Origin of the sequence: Paenibacillus massiliensis subsp. panacisoli DSM 21345 (genome assembly GCF_000426545.1) — a bacterium.
GTDB classification, from domain to species: domain Bacteria; phylum Bacillota; class Bacilli; order Paenibacillales; family Paenibacillaceae; genus Paenibacillus; species Paenibacillus panacisoli.
Map to the genome: position 1 here is coordinate 212,066 of NZ_AUFO01000009.1, position 25,525 is coordinate 237,590.

Here is a 25,525-nt window from a genome sequence, read left to right on the forward strand (position 1 = left end):
TTATTAAACAATCATTTCTGAATAAACATTGCTGAAGAACCATTGCTAAACAACCATTACTGAACAATCAACGTTGTACAATCAACGGCACAACCTTGCCTTCATTCACATCAATCAGTCCATAATCCGTAATCTTCAGAGCCGGACTGACTGGAAGCGAATGCGTACTCAGGGACATAATGGGGTTGTAATGTCGATATCCCAGATGAAGCATCGCTGCGCGCAGCTCTTCCACCTGCACAGCGACCTCCTCCAGCGGTTCCTCGGTCAGAATACCGCCTACAGGAAGCTTCAGATGCGACTTGATCTGTCCGCTATCCACTACACAGAATCCGCCCTGACTCTCAATGACGGTATTCGCGGCAAGGATCATATCCGGCACACTATGTCCAATGACCAGCAGATTATGGTTATCATGTGAGTAGGTTGTAGCAATCGCTCCACGCTGAATGGTATCCCCACCAATGAGTCCATAAGCACGGTTCCCATTCTTGCCATAGCGCTCGAAGGTAGCGATCAGAGCATGACCACTGCCCTCCCACTTTACCTGTCCGCCCTTCACCGGAACCGTGACGATAGCCTCCTCCGTGAACGTCGAGCCATCCTTCACAACCATCATGCGGCAGCTGTGCTCTCCGTCTGCTTCACTGGTATGAATGTGGAAGTCCGCTTCTGACAGCTTCTCCAGCTGCACACTCCGGTAGAAATGCTCGGGAAATGCACCGATATGACGCTCCTGCCGATACTCCTCCGTATGATCATAGACCTTGTTGCCGTCCTTGTAGACCTGTGCAATCGCAAAAGACTCCAGATCCGACAACAGTACAAAATCCGCTACCTTGCCTGGCGAGATACTACCACGATCATGCATTCGCATCCGTGATGCCGGGGTGAACGTAGCTGCATAGATCGCGTGCTCGGGCTTCATTCCCATACCGATTGCCTTACGCACAATGTGATCCAGATGCCCATGCTCGATGAAGGAGTCCGGCATCACATCATCCGTTACGAAGCAGAAATGCTGATGGACGTCCTCACGAATGAGATAGTCCATCACTTCAGTGGTCATCGACTTCTCCTGAATCTCGATGAACATGCCCGCGGCGATGCGGGCTGTCATACCCTCGATGCTCTGATGCGTATGATCCGAGCCAATACCCGCGCTGATGAGCTGGTGTAGATCCAGATCCAACAGCTTCGGCGTATGGCCTTCGATGATGAGATCGGGGTGATGCGTCCGTACATACTCCAGAATCCGGTTCGTCTTGCTCTCAGGAGCCCGGATGACATCTACGTAATTCATGATCTCTCCGAGGCAGATCATCTCGCCCGTCTGCAAGAGCGCTTCAATCTCAGGGATATCAATCTCGCCCCCTGTTGTCTCCAGGCCCGTAGCCGGGACGGAGCTGGGAATTGAGTAGAACATATCTGCGGTACATGACTTGCTGACAGCCATCATCTCTTCGATGCCTTCAAGTCCGAACACGTTCGCCATCTCATGCGGTTCGGGGACAATGCTTGTCACTCCGCTACGTATCAGTCCATGAGAGAACGAGGCTGGTGTCACCATGGAGCTCTCAATATGCAGATGAATGTCAATGAGCCCAGGAACCATGTATTTCCCACTACCGTCTATGATCTCAGCCGTCTGGAATGTCTCTTGTCCTCGATTGCCAATATAGATGAAACGGCCATCCAGTACAGCGACATTTCCTTCCTCGAATCGTCTGAAGTAACTGTTGTACACTTTCACTTGCTTAATTAGCTTGTCCGCTCGCATTTCACGCATATCCGGATTCTCCTTCATTGCACCAATACCATTTTGTCTTGCGGCACATATAGACGTACCTGCTGTCCGCTCTGATATGGAGTGTCCATTTCCTGATTGGCGGTGAAGCTACCGTGAGCCGTATCAATGACATATTGATAGCTGCGCCCCAGGTACGTACTGACCTTGACAATTCCGGCTAGCTCATTATCTCCCAGTTCGCCTACAGCATCACGGATGACGAGGTCATCTGGACGGATAGCACCTTTGCGTGCACCTATCGTAGCGGTACCTGGATTACGCGTGAGCCGGAACGTGCTGTCACCCGCTGTCAGACGCAGATGCTCTCCTTCCTCTACGGCAGGTCCGTCGAACTCCAGGAAGTTATTGAAGCCGATAAAACGAGCCACGAATTCGGTCGCTGGATATTTGAAGATGGCCGGAGGCGCATCAAGCTGCTCGATATTCCCCTTGTTCATAATGGCGACCTGATCGGAGATCGAGAAGCATTCCTCCTGATCATGAGATACGTAGACGGTCGTAATCCCTAACTCCTGCTGGATCCGGCGAATCTCCACGCGCATGTTCACACGCAGGTTCGCATCCAGATTGCTCAGCGGCTCGTCAAACAGAAGCAAATCCGGTTCAATGACGAGTGCGCGGGCAATCGCTACACGCTGCCGCTGTCCACCAGACAGCTCGGCAGGGAAGCGCTTCTCGAAGCCAGTAAGGCTTACTGTGTCCAGCATGGACATTACACGACGCTTCACTTCGTCCTCCTTGACCTTGCGCAGGCGAAGTCCGAACGCAACATTGTCGAAAATCGACAGGTGCGGGAACAGGGCGTAGCTCTGGAATACGAATCCGAAATTCCGCTTGTTCACAGGGACACGAGTATAGTCCTTCCCTCCGAAGAGGAATTGACCCTGCTTCGCCTCCAGGAAGCCTGCGATCAGACGCAGTGTTGTCGTCTTGCCACAGCCGCTTGGTCCGAGCAAGGACAAGAGCTGACCCTTTTCCAGCTTGAGATCAAAATCCTTAAGTATCAGCTGATTCTCGTATGCAACGGATACATGATCCAATGTCAGCAATGCCATGTGGCTGCACCTCCATTACCTTTTAGTGAAATATGATAATCCCATCATTCGCTCGATCACGAACATCAGCACACCCGTCAACACCATCAGCAGCACAGACAGCGCAGCAATGGTCGGGTCAAAATAGTTCTCTACATAGGTCAGCATCTGAATCGGCAATGTACTGAAGCCTGGACCCGTCATGAATACAGAGATGTCTACATTGTTGAAGGACTCCAGGAAAGCAATCAACACCGCCGCAATGATCCCTGAGCGGATGTTAGGCAGCACGACCTTCACGAAGGTCTCGAAGCGCCCTGCACCCAGACTAAGCGCCGCCTCCTCAATAGCAAAGTCGAAGTTGGACAGACTGGAGGCGATGACCCGAATAATGAACGGCAGCATAATGACCGTATGACCGATCAGGAGTCCGGCATAGATCGGCAGCTGATATACGACAATCAGGTATTTCAGCAGTGTGAAGCCCAGCACGATTCCCGGAATCAGTACAGGCGAGAGAAATATGGCGTTAAGCAGTGCTTTGCCCCGAAAGGAGAAGCGACTCAGCGCATAAGCCGCTGGTACGCCCAGCAGCAGGGCCAGCACATTGCCGCACAACGATACGATCATGGAGGTCTTGAAGGTCTTCATGAACATGCTGACCTCAAATATGTTCTCATACCACCGCAAGGAGAAGCCCTCCGGCGGGAACTTCAGCACTGTGCCTGGCTCAAAGGATGTGGCCGAAATAATCAGAAGCGGGCCCAGCAGGAACACGAAGACCAGCAGACTGAACAAGCCAAGTCCATATTGTTTGTCCTTCATAATCCACCTACCCCTTCGGATTCAGTCTGGCGGCTCCCTTATTCACCAAGCCGATAACCAGAAATGTAATAACGATCATAATGGTCGCAATGACCGACGCCAGATACCAATCGTTCAGCGTCATGGCATTCTGATACAGGAATGTAGCGATGACACGCTGCTTGCCTCCCAGCAAGGCCGGCGTGGTATATGCAGTCAGGCTACCTACGAAGACGAGAATGCCGCCGATGATGAGCCCCGGCACAGCGAGCGGGAAGACAATTTTGCGGAAGGCCGCAATACGCGATGCCCCCAGACTCTGTGCAGCCCGGATCAGATCATGATCAATATTCTCCAGTACACCGACCAATGAGATGATCATCAGGGGCAGGAATAAATGCACCAGACCGATGACCATAGCTGCCGGGGTATACAGAATCTCCAGCGGCTTGTCCACAATCCCAAGGCTGATCAACGTATTATTCAGCAGCCCCTTGCGTCCCAGAATGACCATCCAGCTGAAGGAGCGCACCACGGGGCTCGTAAGCAGCGGGAAGATCGCCAAGGCCAATAGGATACCCTTGCGCCGGGGTGCCTTTTGCGAGATATAGTAAGCTGTGGGGAAGCCCATTACTATGCAGATCAAGGTCGTAATGACACTGACCTGTAGCGTAGTCAGCAATATTTTCAGAAAGTAAGGGTCCTTGAAGAAATGAAGATAGCCCTCAAGTGAGAACGAGCTGTCCCGGACAAAAGTCGAGCCGATCGTCAGTACGATCGGAATGATCATAAATACCATCAAAAAGAGCAGTCCCGGAAGCAGCAGCCAGTACAAGTACGTTTTCTTCATGACTAACTCCTTTACATTTGTCCTGTCACATGAACGAACCGTGTCAAAAATGCTTCATGGTCAACACCCTCGCTGACCTGCATGTTGGGAGGCTGACCAAGACGATTCTGTATATCTCCGACCGTCTGTCCGTCGCACAGGCGACTGGATGTCTCAATATCCACATACATTGGCTTCATGTCCATTAGCTCCGGCCATAAGGCAACGCCAACAGCCAACGGATCATGCAGTGCACAGGCACGGACGCCGTTACGCGCTTCATATCTTTTCGTATATTCAGAGGTGCTCTGCTCCACGTAATTACGGATCTGCGGATCAGCAATCTGAGCAATATGCTCGGCGGTAAGTAGCGCCTTGCGCGTCACATCCAGACCGACCTGAGTCAGCTTGCGGAAGCCCGCATGGAATACAATACGTGCCGCCTCAGGGTCTGCGTACATATTGTACTCAGCCACTGGAGTGACATTGCCGCAGCCATGAATGACGCCACCCATAAAGATGACTTCCTCAATATGCTTGGGTAGCTCAGGATATCTGAGCAGTGCATGAGCGAGATTGGTGAGTGGCCCTGTGCAGACCAGCGTAAGTCTGTCCTGTCCGCCTTTTAGGTTCAGTGCATGCTCGATCATCAGATCGGCAGCGAACCCTGAAGCAGGAGCAGTAGAAGGGACCGCATACGGCAGCGCTCCCCCTATTCCATCCTGACCGTGAATACGTGTCTCATTGAACTCCGGGCGGATCAGGGGCGTCTCCGCCCCACGGTAGACCGGAATATCCGGTCTACCCAAGAGATCCAGCACTTTGCCCGTATTCACTGTTGCCTGCTCCAGTGATACATTGCCGCACACGGTAGTAATGGCCTGGATATCGAGCTGCTTGCTCTTGACGGCCAGAATGATTCCCAGTGCATCATCAATTCCTGTGTCTACATCCAGTATAATTTTCTTCATCACTGCGCAATTTCCCGGTTCCAGCGGTCCGTCCAGGTTGCCATCTGGCTATTCACGAACGCCATATCCAGCTTCACCAGCTTCTCAACTACGTCCGCACCATAAGTAATACCTTCGGTCTCTTCACCAGACAATACCACTTCGGTATTTACCGGGGAGTCTACCTTGGCTTTAGCAGACTTCTCCTGTACTTCCTTGCTCAGCTGCCAGTTCATGAACTCCTCTGCCAGCTCCTTCTGATCAGAGCCCTTCACGATATTCAGTGTATTCATTACGGCATATGCCCCTTCGGATGGTGCTACGAACTTGGCATCAGGTACCGCCGCCTTCAGATCCTTGAAGTACATTTCCATAATCGGCCCACCAGCAATCTCTTCCTGGCTGAACATATTCACGAACTCCGAGGTCTGGCTGTAGAACTTCACGATATTCGGGCTCAACTCTGCGAGCTTCGTGAAGGCAGCATCCTCATTAAATTCAGCATTTCCGGCTACCTTGGAAGCTGCATCCACGACCATAGGTCCAGCCGTCGCCGTAATATTCGGCAGCGTTACGTTGCCTGCGAATTCAGGGCCCCACAGATCGCTCCACGAGGTGACTTCCTTCGATACCATCCCTGGATTGTAGGCAATTCCCAGACGACCTACCGTGTAGGCAGGGCCATATTCCTCACCAAGTGGAGCCTTGGCAATGTCATACACATGCTCTAGATTCGTCAGCTTCGAGCGATCGACCGTCTCGAACAAGCCCTCTTGAATACCTTGTTGCGCATAATAATCTGACAGATAGATCAGATCGACGTCGGAGCTGCCTTGACGAATCTTGTTCAGACGCTCAGCGTTGTTCCCCATCTCAAGGACAATCTCCACATTATGCTCCTGCTCGAAGGGAGCGTACACTTCCTTCTTGAAGAAATCCTCCGAGAAGCCCCAGGTCGAGATGACCAGCTTCTGCTTGGCTCCTGTGTTGGATGCTCCTCCATCGGCTACTGGCTCAGTGCCCCCACAGCCTGCCAATAGAGTGGACGCAAGCGCCATTGTCACCATTCCGCCTAACCATTTTTTCATTTGATTCATCCTCCTGCTGGATAATATGGTCTTATTATGAAAAATAAAAAAGAAAAGCATTCTTGTCGTGTTGAACAAGAACGCTTTTCTCCGTAAACAAAGATAAGCGACACCCGCTATAGGCAGTACAGGGCCTCCGCCCAGATAGATCCGTGCCGAGAAGCCAATCTATGCAATTCATCATGGCTATGCCGAAGGTTCCTTCAGCATCACATTCGTAACCGCCCATTGTGTAGCTGCATCATAATCGCGCAGCAAAGCATCAATCTCCAGTTCCATGGCCTGCTCCAGCCTCTCGCGCAGCCGCTTCTTGAACAGCATGGACATTCGGAAATCCACTTCCAGCTTCAAGCCGGGGGCTTCCCCTTCCAGTGCAGCTGATCTAGGTGAGCGGCGGTGCTTCGCTACGAAGGTCACCATATTGTTCTCAACAGTAGCCCGCAAGAGCGTGGTACCGAAGCCAAACAATTCCTTGGAGATTTCATTATAAATCTGACACATTCGTTTCTTACTCTCATTACTGTCCAGCAGCTTCATGAACACACCCTCATCAAGAGACTAACGTACATTTGGACCGCCAACACGTTCGATTATACATAATTATATAATAGAGAGCAAGTAAAATACCAAAATCCATAGCTCACTTCTGCAAAAAGCGAACAATTCACCATTTCACCCTAAAAAAAACCCTCTGAGACTGTGCTTCTCAAAACACTAGCCAGCAGAGGGAAGAAGGTACACACTGTCTGGAATCTTATTGGACCCGGGACTTAGTGCACCCAGGACTTAGTGGGTCTGGAATCTCATTTGCTTGGCTCAGAATCGGTAGGTGGCGTAAAGTCACACTCCAGCAGCGGAACCACACGGGTCCTGCGAATCCATTTATATCCCAGCCATAGCACCAGGAAGAGCGGTACGCTAAGGTACGAGATCAGCACACCATTCCAGTCGATTCGATCCCCTGTGAAGGCCTGATAATTCTGTCCCAGAATGACAATAATGCAGAGCACAACAGCAAATATCGGTCCGAACGGGAACCAGCGCGCACGGTATGGCAGTGCACTCAGGTCACGTCCCTGTGCCACGTAGGCTTTGCGGAAGCGGTAGTGGCTGATAGCAATACCAAGCCAGGTAATAAAGCCGCACATGCCAGAGGCGTTGAGCAACCAGGTATATACGACACCATCCCCGAAGAGCGAGGCGAGGAAGGCCAGCATACCTACAGCCGTCGTAACCAGCAGCGCATTCATCGGGATACCACGCTTGTTCAGCTGCTTCAGGAAACGCGGTGCCTTACCGTCTCTGGCGAGAGCGTAGAGCACCCGGGCTGACGCATACATCCCGGAATTACCAGCTGACAGGACAGAGGTCAGGATGACTGCATTCATGACCGAAGCCGCCATCGCAAGGCCAGCCTTCTCGAAGACGAGCGTAAACGGACTGACTCCGATGTTCTCCAGCCCGTCCTTGAGCAGATTCGGGTGGGTATAAGGGATAATCAGACTGATGACTAGGATGGCCAGAATATAGAAAATCAAGATGCGCCAGAATACTTGCCGGATCGCACGCGGAACATTCTTCGCAGGCTCCTCACTCTCCCCAGCAGCCACTCCGATCAGCTCCGTGCCCTGGAACGAGAAGCCTGCTGCCATGAAGACTCCAAGCACAGCGAAGAATCCGCCATGGAACGGGGCATCTCCTATCGTCAGATTGGTGAAGCCGACAGCTTCGCCGCCCAGAATGCCGAAGATCATCAGCACCCCGACCGTCAGGAAGATGATCACCGTAGCGACCTTAATAATCGCGAACCAGTACTCAGACTCTCCGTAGCCTTTTACAGTCATGACGTTCAGCCCGAATATAAGCACGAGGAAGAGCAGACTCCACAGCATCGAGTTGCTCTCCGGGAACCAGTACTTGATCAATACCGTGGCCGCTGCCAGCTCGGCAGCAATCGTGACCGCCCAGTTGTACCAGAAATTCCAGCCCATCGCGAACCCGAGAGCCGGATCAACGAAGCGGGCTGCGTACGTATTGAATGACCCGGAGTCCGGCATGAACGTCGCGAGCTCTCCCAGACTGGTCATCAGGAAATAGACCATGATGCCGACCGCTGCATAAGCGAGCAGTGCCCCGCCAGGACCGGCGCTGGAGATCGCTGTACCGCTGGCGAGGAACAGACCTGTTCCGATTGAACCCCCCAGTGCGATCATCGTCATATGACGAGCGCGCAACGATTTCTTCAGTGTGGGAGGATTGCTGTTGCTGTTATTACTATTATTGCTGGAATGATGGTGGGTACTGCTCTGATTGTTGCTTGTATGATGGCTTGCTTGCAAATGAGAACACTCCTTCTTGAATAGCTGATAACGAACAGACACACAGAGAGTGAATCCCAACTGACCGTATGAGGCTCAGGGTCCCCAGGATGGGTCAGAATGATTCAGCAGCGGTTAACGGAGCATGCATGCGATCAGGAAGATCAGCATTGCGTTGTATCTATCAAAAGTCAGTCAGCATTCATCTCAGTGAACTCCGTGCTCCCCCACAAGGCGCTTACTACTAGCGGCAATCCCCTGCATCCAGGTATAGCAAAAAGAACCGCAGGCTGTAGGCCGCGGTTCTTCCATGAACGTTCGCACCTGTCCTGATGATGAAGATAGCTCAACACAGGAGTCTGACACACAATGGTGCCATATCTCCAGTGACAGTTCTGCTCCTTTCGGCAGCAGCCCCAGCCGCGCAGGACGAACCAAGGAAACGGTCCCGCGGACTTCGGCGGATGTGCCTTTCGGCTGAATTCATAGGCGGTTCCTTGACGCCTCCCTCAGCTTACTGATCATATCCGCGACCTCTACCTCATCATAGGATGAGGTGTATCTGCATGTATTCAATTATCATTAATGTTAGTATCCACATCCAGGCTCAGGTAACTGACATAAGACGGCAGCATCCTCCTAGATAGACGTTTAGTATACTGCTCCTGCGAATCTGTTGCAATAGCTTCCGTCTCACTTCCACATATTAGCACTTCAAATTACGTTGTGCACGCATAGTGATTCGCTTGGTTGTCTTCCCGTCCGATGCCTTTAGCCATGCATCACATACAAAAGCCACCCAATCTGGCGAAGTTTTAGCAGCATCATTCAACCAGTTGGCCACCGAGTCCTGCACATACTTGGATGGATCCGATTTTAACGGCTCCAACAAGGGGAGTCCCCACGCTGGATTATCCTTAAGCTCCACAATATGCCGAGCCCACACCCCGCGCGGACGAGTCGCCTCGACGGCGAACCGCCGGATGTTATCGTCCTCCTCAAGCACCCAATTGCTGAGCAGATGGATTGCTGGCTTCACTTGCTGTGAAATAGTCTCCCGCATGGCCATCCAAGCGAGTTCGCGCACGCCAAAGTGAAGATCTGCAGCGAACGGACGAATGAGCTCTAGCTTGTAATCTAGCTCTAGCTGATCCAATCCTACCACGTAGGCTGCCCAGCACCGCACACTATCCGAGCGATGCGTCGAGAGGTGCACGAATAGCTTCGCACGCTCTTGATCCGACTGCTCCCGGAGAATTCCAAGCCATTCGCCAGCAATAGCGGGGATCATCTTTATAGTCGACTGTCCCATGATGCCCCCCAGGGCAGACATTACCTCATGAGTTCGTTGGCGTAGCCCACATTCATTCAGAACGTGCTTGAGCAACTGGATATGATCAACAGCCAGCCATTCGGTCAGATTGACGGACTCGATTCGACCGTAATTCAACCATTCGAGCACCTCGGGTAGAATATCGCCGGCTTTACGGGCTCCTTTCCGATGCACTATAGCCTCTGGAATGAGAGCTTTGTTGTCGAGCACCATCAGCAGCACCCTCCAACCTTATACTTCGGTGTATCTTTCATGGGAATCGCTCCATTTCGTTATAGAATCCAGGTCATTCACCAAGGATACGAGACGAAAGGAGTGAATAGATGTAATCTAGATTACAAGCTGTAGCCAGTAGCTTTTTGTTGTATTGCTGCAAGAATGTCATAGCGGATAGATACTGTTCGGAATCCGGTACGAATCATATCAGCCTCCACGAGCTCCTTCAGTGCCACAGAGACGGCCTCCCGCGAAGCGCCCACGAAATGAGCAACCTCCTGCTGTGACAGAAGCATGTCGATACGGCGGTAGTCATTACCCTCGTCCTGAACACCGTAGCGTCCTGAAAGCTCAGCAAGCACATGAATGATCTTATCGTGTAGCCTGCCCAGCGCTAGATGTTGAGCCAGACTGCTCAGCTGAGACAAGCGTTGACTCATGGCCTTGATCATATTCATCATGAACCTTGGATGCTGAATGAGGTAGCTTTCGAACCGCTCACGGTCCATCACACAAATGTCGCAATCCTCGATCGCCTCGATTAGTAGGCTCCTCGTTCCCAGCGATATATCACCCATCTCTCCAAAGATGTTCCCCTCACTCAAAATATCCAAGGTGAACTGCTTTCCCTGTTCATTAAGCTGATACAGCCGCACGGTTCCCCTCTTCACAAAATATAACCCGTCAACGAATGTATCGGGTGTCTGGATGTACGTATGCTTCGGATACGTTGTGATGGAGGTCAGCTTATCCATTTCAATCAAATCTTCCCTGGACAGCGAGCGCATCAGGTTGAACTGTGACAAATATTCAATACGGTCCATGATTCCTCCTGAGTTATCGAAGCTATATTGACTGATAGTTACAGATTCTTTCTGTATTGATGTATTATGAGCGCTTGCAGGCATGGATCACTAGAAAATGAGGATGGGTCATCAGTCGCTCGAACCACTTGTCGTACCAATTGGCGATTTCAGACACTTCCCTTGCATTATTATCCATTACAGGCTGTGGCTCGACCATACATTGAATGGAGAACTGTTCCACTGTTACGTTGATGATGTCTTGAATCGGCCTCCTGTAGAACGTGACCTCCACGGGACCTGACTCCTTCTTATGCCACACCTCACGCAGCTGCTCATGCGCGAAATAGTCTGGTCGGTCGAAATACGTAAAATCCATAAAAGGGTGATGCACCGAGAAGAGCAGGCTCCCTCCTGCCTTCAGCACACGATGAAATTCGCAAAATGTAGGCTTCCAATCCTCAATGTAATGGAGTGTTAAGGAGCTGACAATCAGATCGAATGATTCATTTTCAAAAGGAAGGGGCTCCGACAAGTCGCATTGAAGCACAGTGGCTTGGTCGCCAACTCGTCTTTGGCATGCCTCCACCATTTCTGCACTCAGATCTACAGCTGTCACTGTGGCCCCTCGACTGAGCAGTTGTTCGGTATACCATCCTGCGGCACAGCCGGCGTCCAATACCGTGAGCTGCTTCATGTCCGAAGGCATCAGCTTCAGCATAGCAGGTCGTTCGTAATAGGCGTTATGTCCACTGTACACGTCCACATTCTGTTCATAATCCTTAGCCAGTCTATCGTAAGCTGCTGCAATCTTCTCCTTCATATTTCTCGCACCCTCCCTTACGCATAGAACCATTATACTGCAAACTACAGAGGCCATAATCATAAGATATACAGCTATCGACATATCTTCACAGATGACCGACCGCATTCTGCGGAAGTTATCTTACGCTCAGCGAATCGTTCAGTTCCGTTGAAAGGTTATAAATTCTGTTATCTAAAGAAAAAGCGACCCGTTCTGGGTCGCTCCGCTCCTATAGCCAATGTAATCACTTAATAGCGCTTAGGTGCTGCCTTCTTGCCGAGATCTGTCATATAGGTGAAGAACGCATCCGGATCTGTATCATATACAAGCTCAACCGGACGGCCATCCGCCTGGGCTACCGTTCTGCCCTGACTAGGTCCATCTGCAATAACCGTACAATGAACGGTCTTTCTGCGTACCAGCTCTGGACGTCCAAGTGCAGCTGTTGTCAGTACATCCCACAGATAGTAAGTGGAATTTGTCTCACTGTAGACCAGCGGTGGGCAGCCTGCATAGCAATTCCCGATGAAATCAACACCTTCATAGCAGCGCTGGCTGGCCCAGAGTCTGCGTACCGCAGGGGTCAGTGGTACTTTATTCGTGCTCTCCAGTGCGACCAGGTCAATAGGAATCCCGCTCTGCCATACACGCAGGGCAGCCTCTGGGTCCCAGAATACGTTCCATTCCGCAGTCCCATCATGCTCTGGCTCCTCGACATTCCCCTTCTCGAAGGTGCCACCCATCCATACGAGCTTCTCAATCCGCTCTTCTACATCCGGCGCCTCATCCAGTGCGCGAGCCAGATCCGTGAGTGGGCCTGTGAACAGCAATGTCGTCTTGCCATCAGCCTGACGTACCTTCTCAATCAAGTGAAGATGGGCAGGCAATGAGGACAGTGGAGCTTCCATCGTGCCCGTCTCATTGAGTACAGGCAGAGCATCTACATAGAAGGAATGGAGACGCCACGCTGCCGGGAAAGGGTTCTTCCCACGGGAGTTGGACTTGGCTACCTCTACCTGTGCTCCATGGCCAAAACGGTCAATAATTTTGCGACTCGCATCCGTAGCTGGCTCCAGATAGCCGTCTGCCGGGATCACGGATACACCTGTCAGATGAACATCTTCCATTTGCAAAAGCATAAATAATGAGACGAGGTCATCCACGCCTCCATCATGATTGAAATATACATTACGCTTGCTCATTGATCTCTTCCTTCCTGTTCCTGCAATTTCGAAGCTGTCTTCTATATTATGCCGTAAAGTAGACGGGCCCGTAAATGCAGGATTTGGGACAGTGCTTCTGTCGCTATGCTCAAGGGTTACAGTTATCGAATCATTCGGCTCCCACCAACAGCTTGAGCGGTGTTGAGAGCAGACTCAGCTCTATAGGTGTCTGGAGATAAATCTCACCGTCCGTATCTACCTTCATTGGCTCATGTGTCTGAATCGTAAGCGAAGTGGCTCTAAAGTAATCTATCGCCTTGTCCTTGGGCTCCCAGGGCTCCTCCGATTTCCGTGCAAGCAGCTCCTTAAGCAAGGGTAATCCGGCTTCACGAATAATGAGAACATCGAGATGACCATCGCACAAGGAATCAGGCTGCAGTGGCAAGGGATGGGTACCCAGATAGCGCCCATTCGCCACCAGGATCATAACGGCCTCCTCTTCCCTGCGCTCACCACTACTTACCATCGTGAAACGAAAGGGCTGCGCACTGCGTAACGTCTGTAGTGTGCTGATAAAATAGCTGAGCTTGCCAAGCGAGCTTTTCAGGGTGGGATCAATATTTTCCGAGGTCTCTGTGATTAGGCCAATGCCGCAAAAATTCGTAAATACCCTGTCATTGACTACCCCGATATCCAAGCTGCGGCTCATCCCCTCCAATAGCATTCGAGCAGCTTCCGGTATATCCTGGGGAATCCCGAGTGAGCGTGAGAAGTCGTTACAGGTGCCTCCAGGCAGAATGCCCACACTCGGAGGATGCGACAGGGAAGCGAGTCCATTCATACACTCATGTACCGTGCCATCCCCGCCCAGGATGAACACAGCCTCTGTCTCTGACGACAGACTGCGACAGATCCGTTCGCCGTCACCGGGGGATTCGATCTGACGCAGCACAAGCTCCGCTATATGGGGAGCAAGGACAGCTACAGCATCACCGAGACGCTTGTCTGCACCCGCCTTACCTGCATGATGATTATAGATTAGTAGCGCTTTGCGGAACATACTCACACCTCCTATTAGAGCTATGTAAGCCTCCCTATAAGATTACCCCTAAGAGGTAGGGCCATAAACGGTGTGAGCTGTCCCAACGAGTCAACACATGTCATTCTGGGGTATGTATAAGGTACAATAGTCAGCATAACCGATCTTATCCATCTGAATCTGTTATTAAAGGAGTGATTACCATGGTGCAAACGATCGCTGAGCTGGATCTCATACGGGAAGAATGCAGGTCCATGGTGGCCAAGAGAGCGGCAGTATCCGGTACGGTATCCCTGCTTCCGGTTCCGGGAGCGGATGTCCTGACGGATGTGGGTATCCTAATGGAGCTGCTGCCTTCAATTAATAAAAAATTCAAGCTATCTCAGGAACAGCTAGAAGGCCTGGATGCCGAGACCAAATCCATGATCTATGGATTCATTACTTCTGTTGGCAGCAAGATCATTGGTCGCGTCGTTACGCATGAGCTGATTCTCCAGCTGCTTCGCAAAATGGGGGTAAGGATTGCAACCAAACAGGTATCGCGATTTGTACCCATCCTTGGGCAAGGTCTCTCCGCAGCCATTGGTTATACCGCAATGCGGATCATAGGCAATCGCCATGTCGATGAATGCTATGAGGTAGCGAAGCATCTTCTGGAGCAACGGAATCTCGCGGCAGCCGTCCAGAATGCACAGACGCCACAAATCACAACTGAACCGCTTGAGGTCCCTGAGTCTCATGAGCAATCTGCTCTCTTGCTGCCGCCATCCAAGGGGCAACCCGAACCTGTACTTGAGCGGCAACCATCATCTGAACAGCCTACATTCGAACAGCCTAAATAAAAGAAGCGGACCCTATGCCATGTCCTCGTAGTCCGAGGCTGGGCGGGTCCGCTTTGGTATTCAACAATGTAGGGCTTTATGGGCTACTCGTAAATTTTGCCCATATACAGCATCTGGGCACATCGCTTCCAGGGATTCTGAGGCTTCTCATAATACTCCAGGCCGTGAATAGAGGCTTTGCCCCACTCCTGAGCTGCCTCCAGAAACGCCTCGACAGGCTCATTAGCCCACTCATGCCCCTCTGCCTTGTCCTGCGCGAGCTCCTGCAAGAAGTGGAGAAATGAAGCTTCATCGGTAACCGCATTGACAAGCTCAAACAGACTTTTCATAGGCTCACCTTCCCTTTCGCTTGGGTGTAACAAAGGACATCAGCCCTACTGCACAAGCGCTTCTACGACAGGATAGGAGATCAGATTGCGATCACGATAGGTAGAGGTGATAACGTCCTGTCTGGCACTGACGATCCCATTTTGCAAAATAACCGACTTGAAGCCCCGCTCTCTGGCGCCATTAAAGGTGAATAGCACACAATGCTCAGCCGCGAAGCCTGCAATGATGAGTAGCTCGACCCCACGACTGCGCAGCATGTCCTCCAATTCTGTCTGCCAGAAGGCGTTCGGCATCTCCTTCGTCAGCTTAAGATCTCCGTCCTCGATCTGAATATCTGGGATAATATCATAGCTAGCCTGATTGCTGTCATTCATGCCTTCAATATCCTGAATATGAACGATGACATGGCCTTGGGAGCGCAGCAGCCCAGACACATAGTTAATGTGCATACATGCCTTGTTCAGGAGACTCTTCTCCACAGGCTCCTCTTCCAGATGTACATGCTGCAAATCAATGATCAACAAGCCAATTTTCACAAAATAGCCCCCTCGTTCCGTACAGTTTTAGTAAAACGACATAATTAAGCATACCATAATATAGGTGTATTCCTTAAAGCTATTTAACGACCTCTTCATCCATGACGTCCGCCTTGTTCAGTAAATAGGGAACGGGTCGAACTCCGCTATAATGGATTAGACCATAGCTAATGAGCATAGGATTTCGCAGACTTCTTCCTCAGCCTTCCCCATCATCTTGGCAGGAGGACTGCTTAGGCTCTTGAATAGTGAAGGATGGCTGCGCCTCACAGGCTTCAAAGCCTCTCTTCATCTTGTCCAGCAATCCCCTCATAAGCTGGTGATCCTCCAACGTGAACTCAGACAGCATCGTCTGAATGAGATTCCTGTAATACGGAATGACCTGACTCAGAAAGTCTCTGCCCTTCTCCTTGAGACGAATCGTGATCATACGCTTGTCACTGGAGTGGGCAATCCGCTCAATCATGCCGTCACGCTCCAGACCATCGATCAATCCGGTCATCGTGCCCCTTGTCACATCGGCCTCATCGGCCAGCTCGGATGGGGTCATATCGTGCGGAGCATGGCTGAGCAGCACACTCAACACGATAATTCGCCCCTGCGACACTCCAATCCGCGCAAAGTCACGGTTCATATCACGGAATATCCCATTAGCCAGATGGGCGAACGATACAAAGGTCTCAATATCCATAAGGTCCTGATCCGTAGCACCACGCTTGCGAAGCGTCTTGCGAATCGAATCGTTGTGAAAGTTAAAGTTCATGGCTATTCCTTTCTACTGAATGATCTAATTCTGAGGAAGGCGATATGATCCGGTATGTGCGCCATTCCTCTGGCAGCAGGGAAGCATATGGCTCCTGCATGAACCGATCGTCAACGAGTACTAACAGCCCATAGTCCTGAAGCGTACGAATCAATCTTCCGCCCGCCTGCAGCACTTTGTTCATCCCCGGATAAACATAGGCATAGTAAAAGCCATTCTTGCCCTCACGCTGGTAATAATCCTTCAATACATCCCGCTGCTCTCCTACTTGAGGAAGTCCCACACCAACAACGACGACACCATGCAGACGTTCACCAGGCAGATCGACACCCTCTGAAAAAACGCCTCCCAGTACAGCCATTCCCATCAGGCTTCTGGGCGGGTCCGGCTGGAAACGATCCAAAAATGCGGTGCGCTCCTCCTCCGTCATCCCTGAGCTCTGCACGAGCAGTTCGGCATCAGTACCCATCTGCTCGAAGGCCAGAGCTATGTCCCGTAGATAAGTATAAGACGGGAAAAATACTAAATAGTTGCCCTTACGCTCCTGTACTAACCGAGTCAGCAGCTCTGTAATCGGGCGAATCGACTGCTGCCTTGCATGATAGCGAGTCGACACAGGCAGCAGCCTGACGTCCCATTGCTCCTGCCGAAAAGGCGAAGGTACCGTTAAGGTGTAATCATCTTCACAGGCTCCAAGCAATTCTCTGTAGTAGGCCAGTGGCCTGAGCGTAGCCGAGAAATACACTGCAGAGCGATAAGACTTGACGCTTCGCTCAAGCAGCTTGGACGGGTCCAGACACATCAGACGGAGGATGACGTCACTGCTATTCTGCTCTATATAAGTAACATAACGCTCATCGTACAAGCCTGCAATGCGCAAACAGTTCTGTACAGCAAAATAACTCTCCAGCAGCAGAGCATGGTCCGCATCCGCTCCTCCAGCCCCCATCGCAAGAAGCTCTCTCTCTGCCACATCCACAAAGGGCTCCAGTAGCGACAGCAGCTCCTCTGGCAATTCTCCGCGGGTGATCGCTCCTGAGCTCGGCAGCTCCTTGCGCAGCTTAATAAAATAGTTGTTCACTTGGCTCGCTGCGGTAGCCAGCACTCCGCTTCGCTGCTTGTACGCTCGCTTGAGCTCTAGAAAGGGGCGCTTACTAAGCTCTGCCGAGAACATTTCCCGACTTCGATCGACCAGATTATGAGCCTCATCAACGAGCAGTATAGTCTTGCGCTTTTGCTCCTCCAGCCAACGCTTGAGTGAGATTCGGGGATCAAACACATAATTATAGTCACAAATAATACAGTCCGACGCGTAGGCTACGTCGAGAGAGAATTCGAACGGGCAGACGCGGTGCTTGCGGGCATAGCGCTCCAGGATCTCGCGGGTCATAATCGTCTCATGCTTAAGTATATCCATCACGGCATGGTTAACCCGGTCATAATACCCGTCACACAAGGAGCATTGACCCGCATCACAGCCTTGCTCTTCTTTGAAGCATATTTTATCCTTCGCCGTTAGGGTCACGGCATGCACTTGTAGACCCTTTGACTGCATGAGTCGAAGCGCATCCTCGGCAGCCGCTCTGGTGGTCGTTCGTGCCGTCAGATACATCATCCGGCTCGCATGCTCCGTCACCAAGGCTTTTACCGCTGGGAACATTGTCGAGATCGTCTTGCCAATTCCCGTTGGGGCCTGAACGAACAGATCCGCCCCCTCCTCAACCGTCTTATAGACGGCACCTGCCAATCTTCGTTGCCCCGCACGATACTCTGCGAATGGAAATTCCAGCATACGGATGCTGCGATTGCGTTGCTCCTCATGAGCGAGCAGCATTCGTACGTATGGAGCATAGGCCGACAGGATGCTCCGCACCTGCTCTTCGAGCTCGGCAGCGGACAGCTTGCGCCTCAAGCGGCTCACACTTCCCGTAGCCACATCTACATATGTCAGCTGCACTTGCACAGCTGTCAGCTGCTCAGACACCGATACCATATACGCATAGCAGATGGCCTGTGCCCAATGGACCGTGTGCCCATCTGCTCCGGGGGCGCTTGCAGTGCCGGAATAGGATTTGATCTCATCCACAGTCCACTGCTCGTCCTCCCAGATCAGACCATCACAGCGGCCCTCGAGCTGAAAGAGCAGCCCGTCCTGAGCCAGCTCGGTATTCAGATGCAGCTCCTTCCTGTCGCTTGGCTGATAATCCCGCTGAATCTCCTGATGAATGCGAGTACCTTCCTGCATGCTACTGGCGGTTCGAAAGCCAGCTACGATACTTCCGCTACGATAAACATATTCGACAAGCGGCCTGACAGAGATACGAATCACGGGGGGAATTTGCACGAGATCACCTGTTCTGGTTATTATCCCTTCACTTTATCATGTTCTGAACGGAAAGGTAAGGAGTTCACAGGATAAAATAAGGAAGGGGGAAGAAACGAACTATGCTAGGCTTATTGGCAAAATGATCACGAATTTGTATAAAATTTGAAATAAAAACCATGAAATATATGTTAGAATATTAATTATTTAGGGTAATCTGTCGATAACTATCTTTGAAATACCTGTCATCGCAAGGTTAGATATACAGGTAATTCAATCCATAGCCGGAGGTGGATTATGAAGCTCGAGCATCTGCAGCGACTATTGGAGAAAGAACGCATGGAGCTTAACCGCATGGTAGACCAGCATGGCTTAGGGGACAACCGGGTGTTGGACAAGTCCCTGAGGCTGGATCGTATACTAAATGTATACCAGCGTACGAAGCAATCAGCACGTAGCAATTAATACGGCAATGATCTCAGCATATATCCTCCAGAGCCTATACCATATATCACTTAGTGCCGCCATCCGTGAAGGATCGCGGCATTCGCCTTTTTAGCAAGCTCATGACCACCTTAGCTTCTCCCTCTCTTGCCGCGCAGTAACTGCTGCGTGAACGCAATCCATTCCCGTGCTGCGAACGAGAGATAGCGATCCTTGCGCCAGATCATGGCCAGATTCCACGGAATCACAGAGTCTTGTAGCTGTAATACCCTAACCCGCTTAGGGTCCAGCTCCCGGCACATGGTATCAGGCAGCAGGGCCACTCCTAGCTTGGCAGCCACCATCTCGGCAATCATATCCCACTGCGAGCTTTCATAGACCACCTTTGGCTGGAAGCCACAACGAACACATTCCTCGATAATTCGATCATGGAGGGCAAAATTCTCCTGGAACAGCACGAATGAATCGTCCGCCAGCTCATTTAATGTAATCCGTGTTCTGCCCGCCAGTCGATGCTCCGGGTGCACCAGTACATTCAGCTTATCCTCAACGAAGGGAAAATACTCGAATACATCCTCTCCTGTCGGCCACACCACGACACCGATATCCAGTGCGCCAGAAGCGACATCCACCTCTACTTTCTTCGCCCCGTCCTCGAAGAGCTGCAGAGTAATCTCGGGATAGGCCTTATGGAACTCACCAATAACCTGGGGAAAAAAGCTGGCACCAATCATCGGCGGCAAGCCAATCCGAATATGGCCACGTTTGAGGTTCATCAGATCGCTCAGCTCGGAGGATAGATTCTGAAAGGATTTCACGATCACCTGCGCTTGTCGCTCTATCGCTATTCCTGCGTCGGTCAGTTCGACCTGCTTGCCAATTCGGTCCAGCAGGTGTACGCCCAGCTCCTCCTCCAGACTCTTGATCGTCTTGCTAATCGTAGGCTGCGTGATGAACAGGCTCTGTGCGGCCTTGGTAAAGCTCTTATGGCGTGCTACCTCCAAAAAATACTGCAAATGACGGATATCCATAGCTTCCCTCCTGTTACTCTTTTGCTGCTCTCCTGTTACTGTTTCATTATCATCCATAGCCAAATGGAATACAAAACATTCTTAATATGCATTTTACCTATGAAAGAAACTGCTGTAAAATTTTCATAACACCTCAGAAAACAAGACAGGAAAGGAGCAACCGCCCTATGAAAAAAATAGCGCAAGGTATATGGCAAATCGGAGTGCTGCTGCTATTCTCAGTCGGCATGAATGCGCTGATGGGCTGGCTGCACTGGCCTATTCCGGGGAGCATCGTCGGTATGCTGCTGTTATTTATTCTTTTGCAGACCAGAGTTATTCGCCTGAGCTGGATTGAGATCGGTGCGAGCTGGCTACTGGCCGAGCTCTTGCTCTTCTTCATCCCTTCCGCGGTCGGCGTGATGGATTATTTGCCACTGCTGGAGCATGATGGCATGAGTATATTATTCATTGTATTGCTAGGCACCTTCATTGTCATGGCGGTCACAGGACTTGTGGCTACCTTCATCTCGAAAAGAAAGGGGAGTAAAGCTTCATGATCGCAATCCTCTGTATGCTGCTCACCCTGGGCATCTATGCTATGGCCAAAAAAATGTATCGCACGCTTCCAAAGGTGTACTTGTCTCCGCTGTTGATTACGCCTGTGGCTATTATTATCATTCTGCTACTGGCAGGTGTATCCTATCAATCCTATAATCAGGGCGGCAAATGGCTGTCATTGCTCCTGCAACCAGCTACGGTAGCCTTCGCCGTGCCGCTGTATAAATATTTTCACGTGCTCAAGAAGCACGCACTGGAGATTATCGTCAGTGTTCTGAGTGGCTCTCTGATTGCGGTACTGTCATCCCTTATGATGGCACAGTGGATGCATCTAGACGCGTCCCTGCTGCATAGCATCATCCCGCGTTCGATTACGACGTCTATTGCCATGAGTGTATCGCAGACGCTGGGCGGCAATCCGACAATTACCGCCGTATTCGTCATCCTGACAGGCCTGTCAGGCTTGCTGATCGGCCCCATGACTGTACGACTGCTCCGTATTGATAACGAAGTCGCACGCGGTGTGCTGCTGGGCACAGGAGCGCATGGCACCGGAACCTCCAAAGCCTTCGAATGGAGCATGCTGACAGGCACGATATCCAGTATATCCATGGTGCTGGCAGCGATGTTCACCTTGGCTGGTGCTCCACTGCTGATGAGCCTATTTCAGCCATAAGCTGGAGGCTGTTAAGGCCTGTATTGCAGAAAAGCCCCTTCGCTGCCGTAATGTTACGGTCTTCACGAAGAGGCTCTTCCTGCTCATAATACATTATTTACTGCAAAACAAGGTGTGACCTAGCCAGCATGACCAGCGGCTTTGGTGATATCTGCATCCACAGGCTCAACAGCATAATACAGCTCTGTCTCCAGACGCTCCGTATGCTGTCGGCGCTCCTCAGCGCTCCATTGATAATGCTCTGCCATCAGGTCGATTGCCTGACTCTTCCATTTACGCACCCAATCAATTCGGAAGAAGATAGCTCCAGTCCGGCGAATGAAGAAATCGACAGGTGTCACCGCCATCTCCTCCTCCAATGCATAGAGCAGCGGTACTCGGATCTCGTCTGGAAGCTCCTGCTCGCTCGCAAGCTGACGTGGGCGAGCAGCCAGCTCGAACAGGCGTCCGATATTGGAGCCGTAGCGTCTGGCCCACTGCTCCGACAGCTCTGCAGCAATGCCACGGCTGTTGCCCTGCTTAATGGAATCCTGTACAAAGCCCTCGAACCCAGCAGATCCCCCTACATCGCCACCCGACATCGTGATATGCTTCGTGTTCGCTTTGCTCCAGCTCTCACCCGTCTTATTGCTGAGCAACGTGCTTACGCGATCCATGACCATCTCTGCCATTTTGCGATACCCTGTGAGCTTGCCTCCAGCAATCGTAACAAGACCTGAAGCAGACTCCCAAATCTCATCGCGGCGGGAGATCTCCGAAGGGTCCTTGCCTTCTTCATAGATCAGTGGACGCACACCCGCCCAGCTGGATTCGACGTCATCCAGGGTCAGCTTAACGTCTGGGAACATGTATGCAATAGCATTCATGATGTAGCTGCGATCTGCAAGCGTCATACGCGGATTAGCTGTATCTTCCTTATATACCGTATCTGTCGTGCCTACATAGGTCTTGCCCTCACGTGGGATGGCGAAGATCATACGCCCATCTGGCGTGTCAAAGTAGATGGCCTGCCGGAGCGGGAAGCGCTTCTGATCGAACACGAGATGCACGCCCTTCGTCAACTGCAGCATCTTGCCCTTCTTGGAGCCATCCATCTCACGGAGCGTATCCACCCAAGGCCCCGCAGCATTAATAATGACGGTAGCATGAATATCGTAGCCTTCCCCGGTAATCTGATCCCGAACGTGAGCGCCCACGACTTGACCGTTATTATAGAGCAGTCGCTCGACGCGAGCGTAATTGACCAGATCTGCGCCAGTCTGGGCAGCCTTCTTCATGACCTCGATTGTCATCCGTGCATCATCTGTCCGATATTCGACATAGCTGCCGCCACCCTTCAGGCCATCGCGCTTGAGCAGTGGCTCCTTATCCAGGGTCTCACGTGCACTATGCATCCGGCGACGCTCACTATGCTTCACGCCAGCCAGCCGATCATATACTTGCAAGCCAATGGAGGTACTGAATTTGCCGAAGGTTCCGCCTTTATGCATAGGTAACAGCATTCTTTCCGGTATCGTGACATGCGGGCCGTTCTCGTAGACGATGGCGCGTTCCTTGCCGACCTCGGCTACCATTTTCACCTCGAATTGCTTCAGGTAACGTAGCCCCCCGTGCACCAGCTTCGTGGAACGACTTGAGGTCCCCGCTGCGAAATCCTGCATTTCCACGAGTGCCGCCTTCATACCGCGTGCCGTTGCATCCAGCGCGATCCCTGCACCTGTAATACCTCCACCGATTATCAATACATCATAATTGCTCTCTGTCATGGATTGCAGTCGCTCTCCTCTGGCATGACCAGCAAAGCTTTTGGTTGTCATGACTCATTCCTCCCGGTATCTCTGTAGTGGAATTCCCGCCAATTGACCAGACTCTGCTTGCGCATGGACCATATGTCGATGACATACGATCTGCTGCAGCTACACGCAAAAAGAGACCATGAACAATCACTACGGCAACAGCCGAGTGCATCATGGTCTCTCCAAATCTCCTGACAGGAATATTAACTTAGTGACATCTTAACATAGTATATTGCAAAAGTGAACTATCGCTACTGCGTATTCGCCAAATTTTCACTTGAAGGCCTGCGCAGCATGGACTGCCTTCTTCCAGCCCTCGTAAAGAGCAGTTCGCTCCTCTTCAGCAAGCTCTGGCGTAAAGGTACGCTCTACGCGGACCCTGCTCTTCAGCTCCTCTGTGTTCTTCCAGAAGCCGACTGCAAGTCCGGCGAGATAAGCCGCACCGAGTGCCGTCGTCTCATGAATGAGCGGACGCTCGACTTGGGCATCCAGAATGTCGCTCTGGAACTGCATCAGGAAATTATTCAGCACCGCACCGCCATCGACACGCAGCTTCTTGACGCTCAGCCCGGAATCAATCTCCATCGCTGTCAGTACATCTCTTGTCTGATACGCCAGTGCTTCCAGCGTTGCGCGTATGAAGTGCTCCTTAGTCGTGCCCCGCGTCAGTCCGAAGACAGCACCACGCACCTCACTATCCCAGTAAGGGCTGCCCAGACCTACAAATGCAGGAACCACGTACACTCCCTCGGAGGATGTTACACGACTGGCATAAGTCTCACTGTCCTTGGCGGACTTGATCATACGCACACCATCACGCAGCCACTGGATCGCAGAGCCTGCCACAAAAATACTGCCCTCCAGGGCGTATTGCACCTTGCCTTCCTCCAGCCCCCAAGCGATGGTCGTGATGAGACCATGCGTAGAGTCTACAGGTTGGTCGCCTGTGTTCATCAGCATGAAGCAGCCGGTGCCGTACGTATTTTTGCTCATCCCTTGCTCGAAGCAGCCCTGACCGAACAGTGCCGCCTGCTGATCCCCAGCTGCCCCGGCAATTGGCACGCTCTCCCCGAAGAAGTGATACGCTACAGTGTGCCCATATACCTCCGAGGAAGGCCTTACCTCTGGCAGCATGCTCTGCGGTATGCCAAGAATGTCCAGCAGCTCCTCATCCCAGCGTAATTCATATATATTGAACATCAGCGTTCTCGCTGCATTGGAATAGTCCGTAACGTGCGCCGTTCCACCCGACAGCTTCCAGATCAGCCAAGAGTCGATCGTCCCGAACAACAGATCTCCACGCTCAGCCTGTTCACGCGCACCTTCAACATGGTCCAGAATCCATTTCACCTTCGTACCTGAGAAATAGGGATCAATCAACAGTCCCGTCTTGCTATGGAAGAGCTTCTCATGTCCCTGCTGCTTGAGCTGCTCACAGATGTCCGCGCTCTGTCTCGACTGCCACACGAGTACGTTGTAGACAGGATGCCCGGTATTTCTGTCCCAGACCACAACCGATTCACGCTGATTCGTAATGCCGATCCCTGCGATCTGACTCGCCTTCACCTCAGATTCAGACAGACAGGAGGCAATGACCGCCAGAATCGAGCTCCAGATCTCATTGGCATTATGCTCAACCCAGCCCGGATGCGGGAAATACTGTGGGAATTCCTTCTGTGAAGAGTAGAATACATTCCCTTCCTGATCGAACAAGATCGCTCTTGAGCTAGTCGTTCCCTGATCCAATGCCAAAATGTATTTTTCCATATGTCGTGATCCCCCTCTATGTCATACACGTTCTTCAAAATGACTCCTGCCTACTCAGCAGTCATTCCTAATACACGCACAAAAAAGGAGACCCCTCACAAACCCGCACCTCTGCCCAAGGCAGGGAATGTCTGTGTGGCTCTCCTCGTCTCCGTCACGGGTATTAACTTAATTTAAATATAATATGTTGTTGTAAGCGTCGTCAACCTGCAAATTTGAATATGTAAATTTGAAGTATAAGTGATTCGTTTCACATATTTAGAAGGCCTGCTCCTCAGGTGTGTA

Annotated in this window: 24 protein-coding genes and 1 riboswitch; of the genes, 4 read left to right on the plus strand and 20 right to left on the minus strand. The window is 51.5% G+C overall.

Annotated elements, in window-relative coordinates; genetic code table 11:
• Positions 1-67 precede the first annotated feature (67 nt).
• From K331_RS0107680 to K331_RS0107740, 13 genes are all read right to left on the minus strand, one after another.
• A complete protein-coding gene (locus K331_RS0107680) occupies positions 68-1,780 on the minus strand; it encodes an adenine deaminase (RefSeq protein WP_028589827.1) in 1,713 nt (570 codons plus the stop codon).
• 23 nt (positions 1,781-1,803) lie between these two features.
• A complete protein-coding gene (locus K331_RS0107685; protein ID WP_028589828.1) occupies positions 1,804-2,865 on the minus strand; it encodes an ABC transporter ATP-binding protein in 1,062 nt (353 codons plus the stop codon).
• A 15-nt stretch (positions 2,866-2,880) separates the two neighbouring features.
• The gene (locus tag K331_RS0107690; RefSeq protein WP_018884026.1) at positions 2,881-3,669 is read right to left on the minus strand and encodes an ABC transporter permease; all 789 of its coding nucleotides are present in this window, start codon (positions 3,667-3,669) and stop codon (positions 2,881-2,883) included.
• A gap of 7 nt (positions 3,670-3,676) precedes the next feature.
• A complete protein-coding gene (locus tag K331_RS0107695; RefSeq protein ID WP_028589829.1) occupies positions 3,677-4,498 on the minus strand; it encodes an ABC transporter permease in 822 nt (273 codons plus the stop codon).
• An 11-nt stretch (positions 4,499-4,509) separates the two neighbouring features.
• Complete coding sequence (locus tag K331_RS0107700; RefSeq protein ID WP_028589830.1) at positions 4,510-5,448, minus strand: nucleoside hydrolase; 939 nt, start codon at positions 5,446-5,448, stop codon at positions 4,510-4,512.
• Positions 5,448-6,515 carry an ABC transporter substrate-binding protein gene (locus K331_RS0107705; protein WP_028589831.1) on the minus strand — a complete coding sequence of 356 codons (1,068 nt, stop codon included), beginning with the start codon at positions 6,513-6,515 and terminating at the stop codon, positions 5,448-5,450. The genes K331_RS0107700 and K331_RS0107705 overlap by 1 nt, the downstream gene beginning before the upstream one ends.
• A gap of 186 nt (positions 6,516-6,701) precedes the next feature.
• On the minus strand, positions 6,702-7,052 hold the full coding sequence (locus K331_RS0107710) for a Na-translocating system protein MpsC family protein (RefSeq protein ID WP_028589832.1): 351 nt from the start codon (positions 7,050-7,052) through the stop codon (positions 6,702-6,704).
• 266 nt (positions 7,053-7,318) lie between these two features.
• Positions 7,319-8,854 (minus strand): amino acid permease, encoded by a 1,536-nt coding sequence (locus K331_RS0107715; RefSeq protein ID WP_084165388.1) that lies wholly within the window; start codon positions 8,852-8,854, stop codon positions 7,319-7,321.
• A gap of 313 nt (positions 8,855-9,167) precedes the next feature.
• A riboswitch (Lysine riboswitch) is annotated at positions 9,168-9,380 on the minus strand.
• Positions 9,381-9,539: 159 nt separating this feature from the next.
• On the minus strand, positions 9,540-10,379 hold the full coding sequence (locus K331_RS0107720) for a DNA alkylation repair protein (RefSeq protein WP_051289708.1): 840 nt from the start codon (positions 10,377-10,379) through the stop codon (positions 9,540-9,542).
• 122 nt (positions 10,380-10,501) lie between these two features.
• Positions 10,502-11,206 carry a Crp/Fnr family transcriptional regulator gene (locus tag K331_RS0107725; protein WP_028589835.1) on the minus strand — a complete coding sequence of 235 codons (705 nt, stop codon included), beginning with the start codon at positions 11,204-11,206 and terminating at the stop codon, positions 10,502-10,504.
• Between the two features lie 64 nt (positions 11,207-11,270).
• Positions 11,271-12,008: a class I SAM-dependent methyltransferase gene (locus K331_RS0107730; RefSeq protein WP_028589836.1), complete on the minus strand. Its 738-nt coding sequence runs from the start codon at positions 12,006-12,008 to the stop codon at positions 11,271-11,273.
• Between the two features lie 230 nt (positions 12,009-12,238).
• On the minus strand, positions 12,239-13,192 hold the full coding sequence (locus K331_RS0107735; protein WP_018884018.1) for a nucleoside hydrolase: 954 nt from the start codon (positions 13,190-13,192) through the stop codon (positions 12,239-12,241).
• A gap of 130 nt (positions 13,193-13,322) precedes the next feature.
• Positions 13,323-14,213 carry a diacylglycerol/lipid kinase family protein gene (locus K331_RS0107740; RefSeq protein WP_028589837.1) on the minus strand — a complete coding sequence of 297 codons (891 nt, stop codon included), beginning with the start codon at positions 14,211-14,213 and terminating at the stop codon, positions 13,323-13,325.
• Between the two features lie 182 nt (positions 14,214-14,395).
• On the opposite strand from K331_RS0107740, the gene K331_RS0107745 reads away from it, so the two are divergent.
• Complete coding sequence (locus K331_RS0107745; RefSeq protein WP_028589838.1) at positions 14,396-15,034, plus strand: hypothetical protein; 639 nt, start codon at positions 14,396-14,398, stop codon at positions 15,032-15,034.
• Between the two features lie 83 nt (positions 15,035-15,117).
• Here the strand turns inward: K331_RS0107745 and K331_RS0107750 are convergent, their stop codons facing one another.
• The 4 genes from K331_RS0107750 to K331_RS0107765 all read right to left on the minus strand — a co-directional run bounded on the left by K331_RS0107750 (position 15,118) and on the right by K331_RS0107765 (position 19,007).
• Positions 15,118-15,363 (minus strand): DUF7660 family protein, encoded by a 246-nt coding sequence (locus K331_RS0107750; RefSeq protein WP_028589839.1) that lies wholly within the window; start codon positions 15,361-15,363, stop codon positions 15,118-15,120.
• 45 nt (positions 15,364-15,408) lie between these two features.
• Positions 15,409-15,900: a cysteine hydrolase family protein gene (locus K331_RS0107755; RefSeq protein ID WP_028589840.1), complete on the minus strand. Its 492-nt coding sequence runs from the start codon at positions 15,898-15,900 to the stop codon at positions 15,409-15,411.
• Positions 15,901-16,099: 199 nt separating this feature from the next.
• On the minus strand, positions 16,100-16,663 hold the full coding sequence (locus K331_RS0107760) for a MarR family winged helix-turn-helix transcriptional regulator (protein ID WP_028589841.1): 564 nt from the start codon (positions 16,661-16,663) through the stop codon (positions 16,100-16,102).
• Positions 16,653-19,007 carry an ATP-dependent DNA helicase gene (locus K331_RS0107765; RefSeq protein WP_028589842.1) on the minus strand — a complete coding sequence of 785 codons (2,355 nt, stop codon included), beginning with the start codon at positions 19,005-19,007 and terminating at the stop codon, positions 16,653-16,655. The genes K331_RS0107760 and K331_RS0107765 overlap by 11 nt, the downstream gene beginning before the upstream one ends.
• Before the next feature lie 276 nt (positions 19,008-19,283).
• Here K331_RS0107765 and K331_RS31395 point away from each other — a divergent pair, with 276 nt between their 5' ends.
• Positions 19,284-19,451, plus strand: coding sequence for an aspartyl-phosphate phosphatase Spo0E family protein (locus K331_RS31395; protein ID WP_018884011.1), 168 nt, complete (start codon positions 19,284-19,286; stop codon positions 19,449-19,451).
• Between the two features lie 110 nt (positions 19,452-19,561).
• Here the strand turns inward: K331_RS31395 and cidR are convergent, their stop codons facing one another.
• Positions 19,562-20,461, minus strand: a complete 900-nt coding sequence (gene cidR, locus K331_RS0107775) for a cidABC operon transcriptional activator CidR (RefSeq protein WP_028589843.1) — start codon at positions 20,459-20,461, stop codon at positions 19,562-19,564.
• A 167-nt stretch (positions 20,462-20,628) separates the two neighbouring features.
• Here cidR and K331_RS0107780 point away from each other — a divergent pair, with 167 nt between their 5' ends.
• Complete coding sequence (locus K331_RS0107780; protein ID WP_028589844.1) at positions 20,629-21,000, plus strand: CidA/LrgA family protein; 372 nt, start codon at positions 20,629-20,631, stop codon at positions 20,998-21,000.
• Positions 20,997-21,677 carry an LrgB family protein gene (locus K331_RS0107785; RefSeq protein ID WP_028589845.1) on the plus strand — a complete coding sequence of 227 codons (681 nt, stop codon included), beginning with the start codon at positions 20,997-20,999 and terminating at the stop codon, positions 21,675-21,677. The genes K331_RS0107780 and K331_RS0107785 overlap by 4 nt, the downstream gene beginning before the upstream one ends.
• Before the next feature lie 119 nt (positions 21,678-21,796).
• Here the strand turns inward: K331_RS0107785 and K331_RS0107790 are convergent, their stop codons facing one another.
• Positions 21,797-23,494: a glycerol-3-phosphate dehydrogenase/oxidase gene (locus K331_RS0107790; RefSeq protein ID WP_028589846.1), complete on the minus strand. Its 1,698-nt coding sequence runs from the start codon at positions 23,492-23,494 to the stop codon at positions 21,797-21,799.
• A 252-nt stretch (positions 23,495-23,746) separates the two neighbouring features.
• Positions 23,747-25,240: a glycerol kinase GlpK gene (glpK, locus tag K331_RS0107795; RefSeq protein WP_028589847.1), complete on the minus strand. Its 1,494-nt coding sequence runs from the start codon at positions 25,238-25,240 to the stop codon at positions 23,747-23,749.
• Positions 25,241-25,525: the final 285 nt, after the last annotated feature.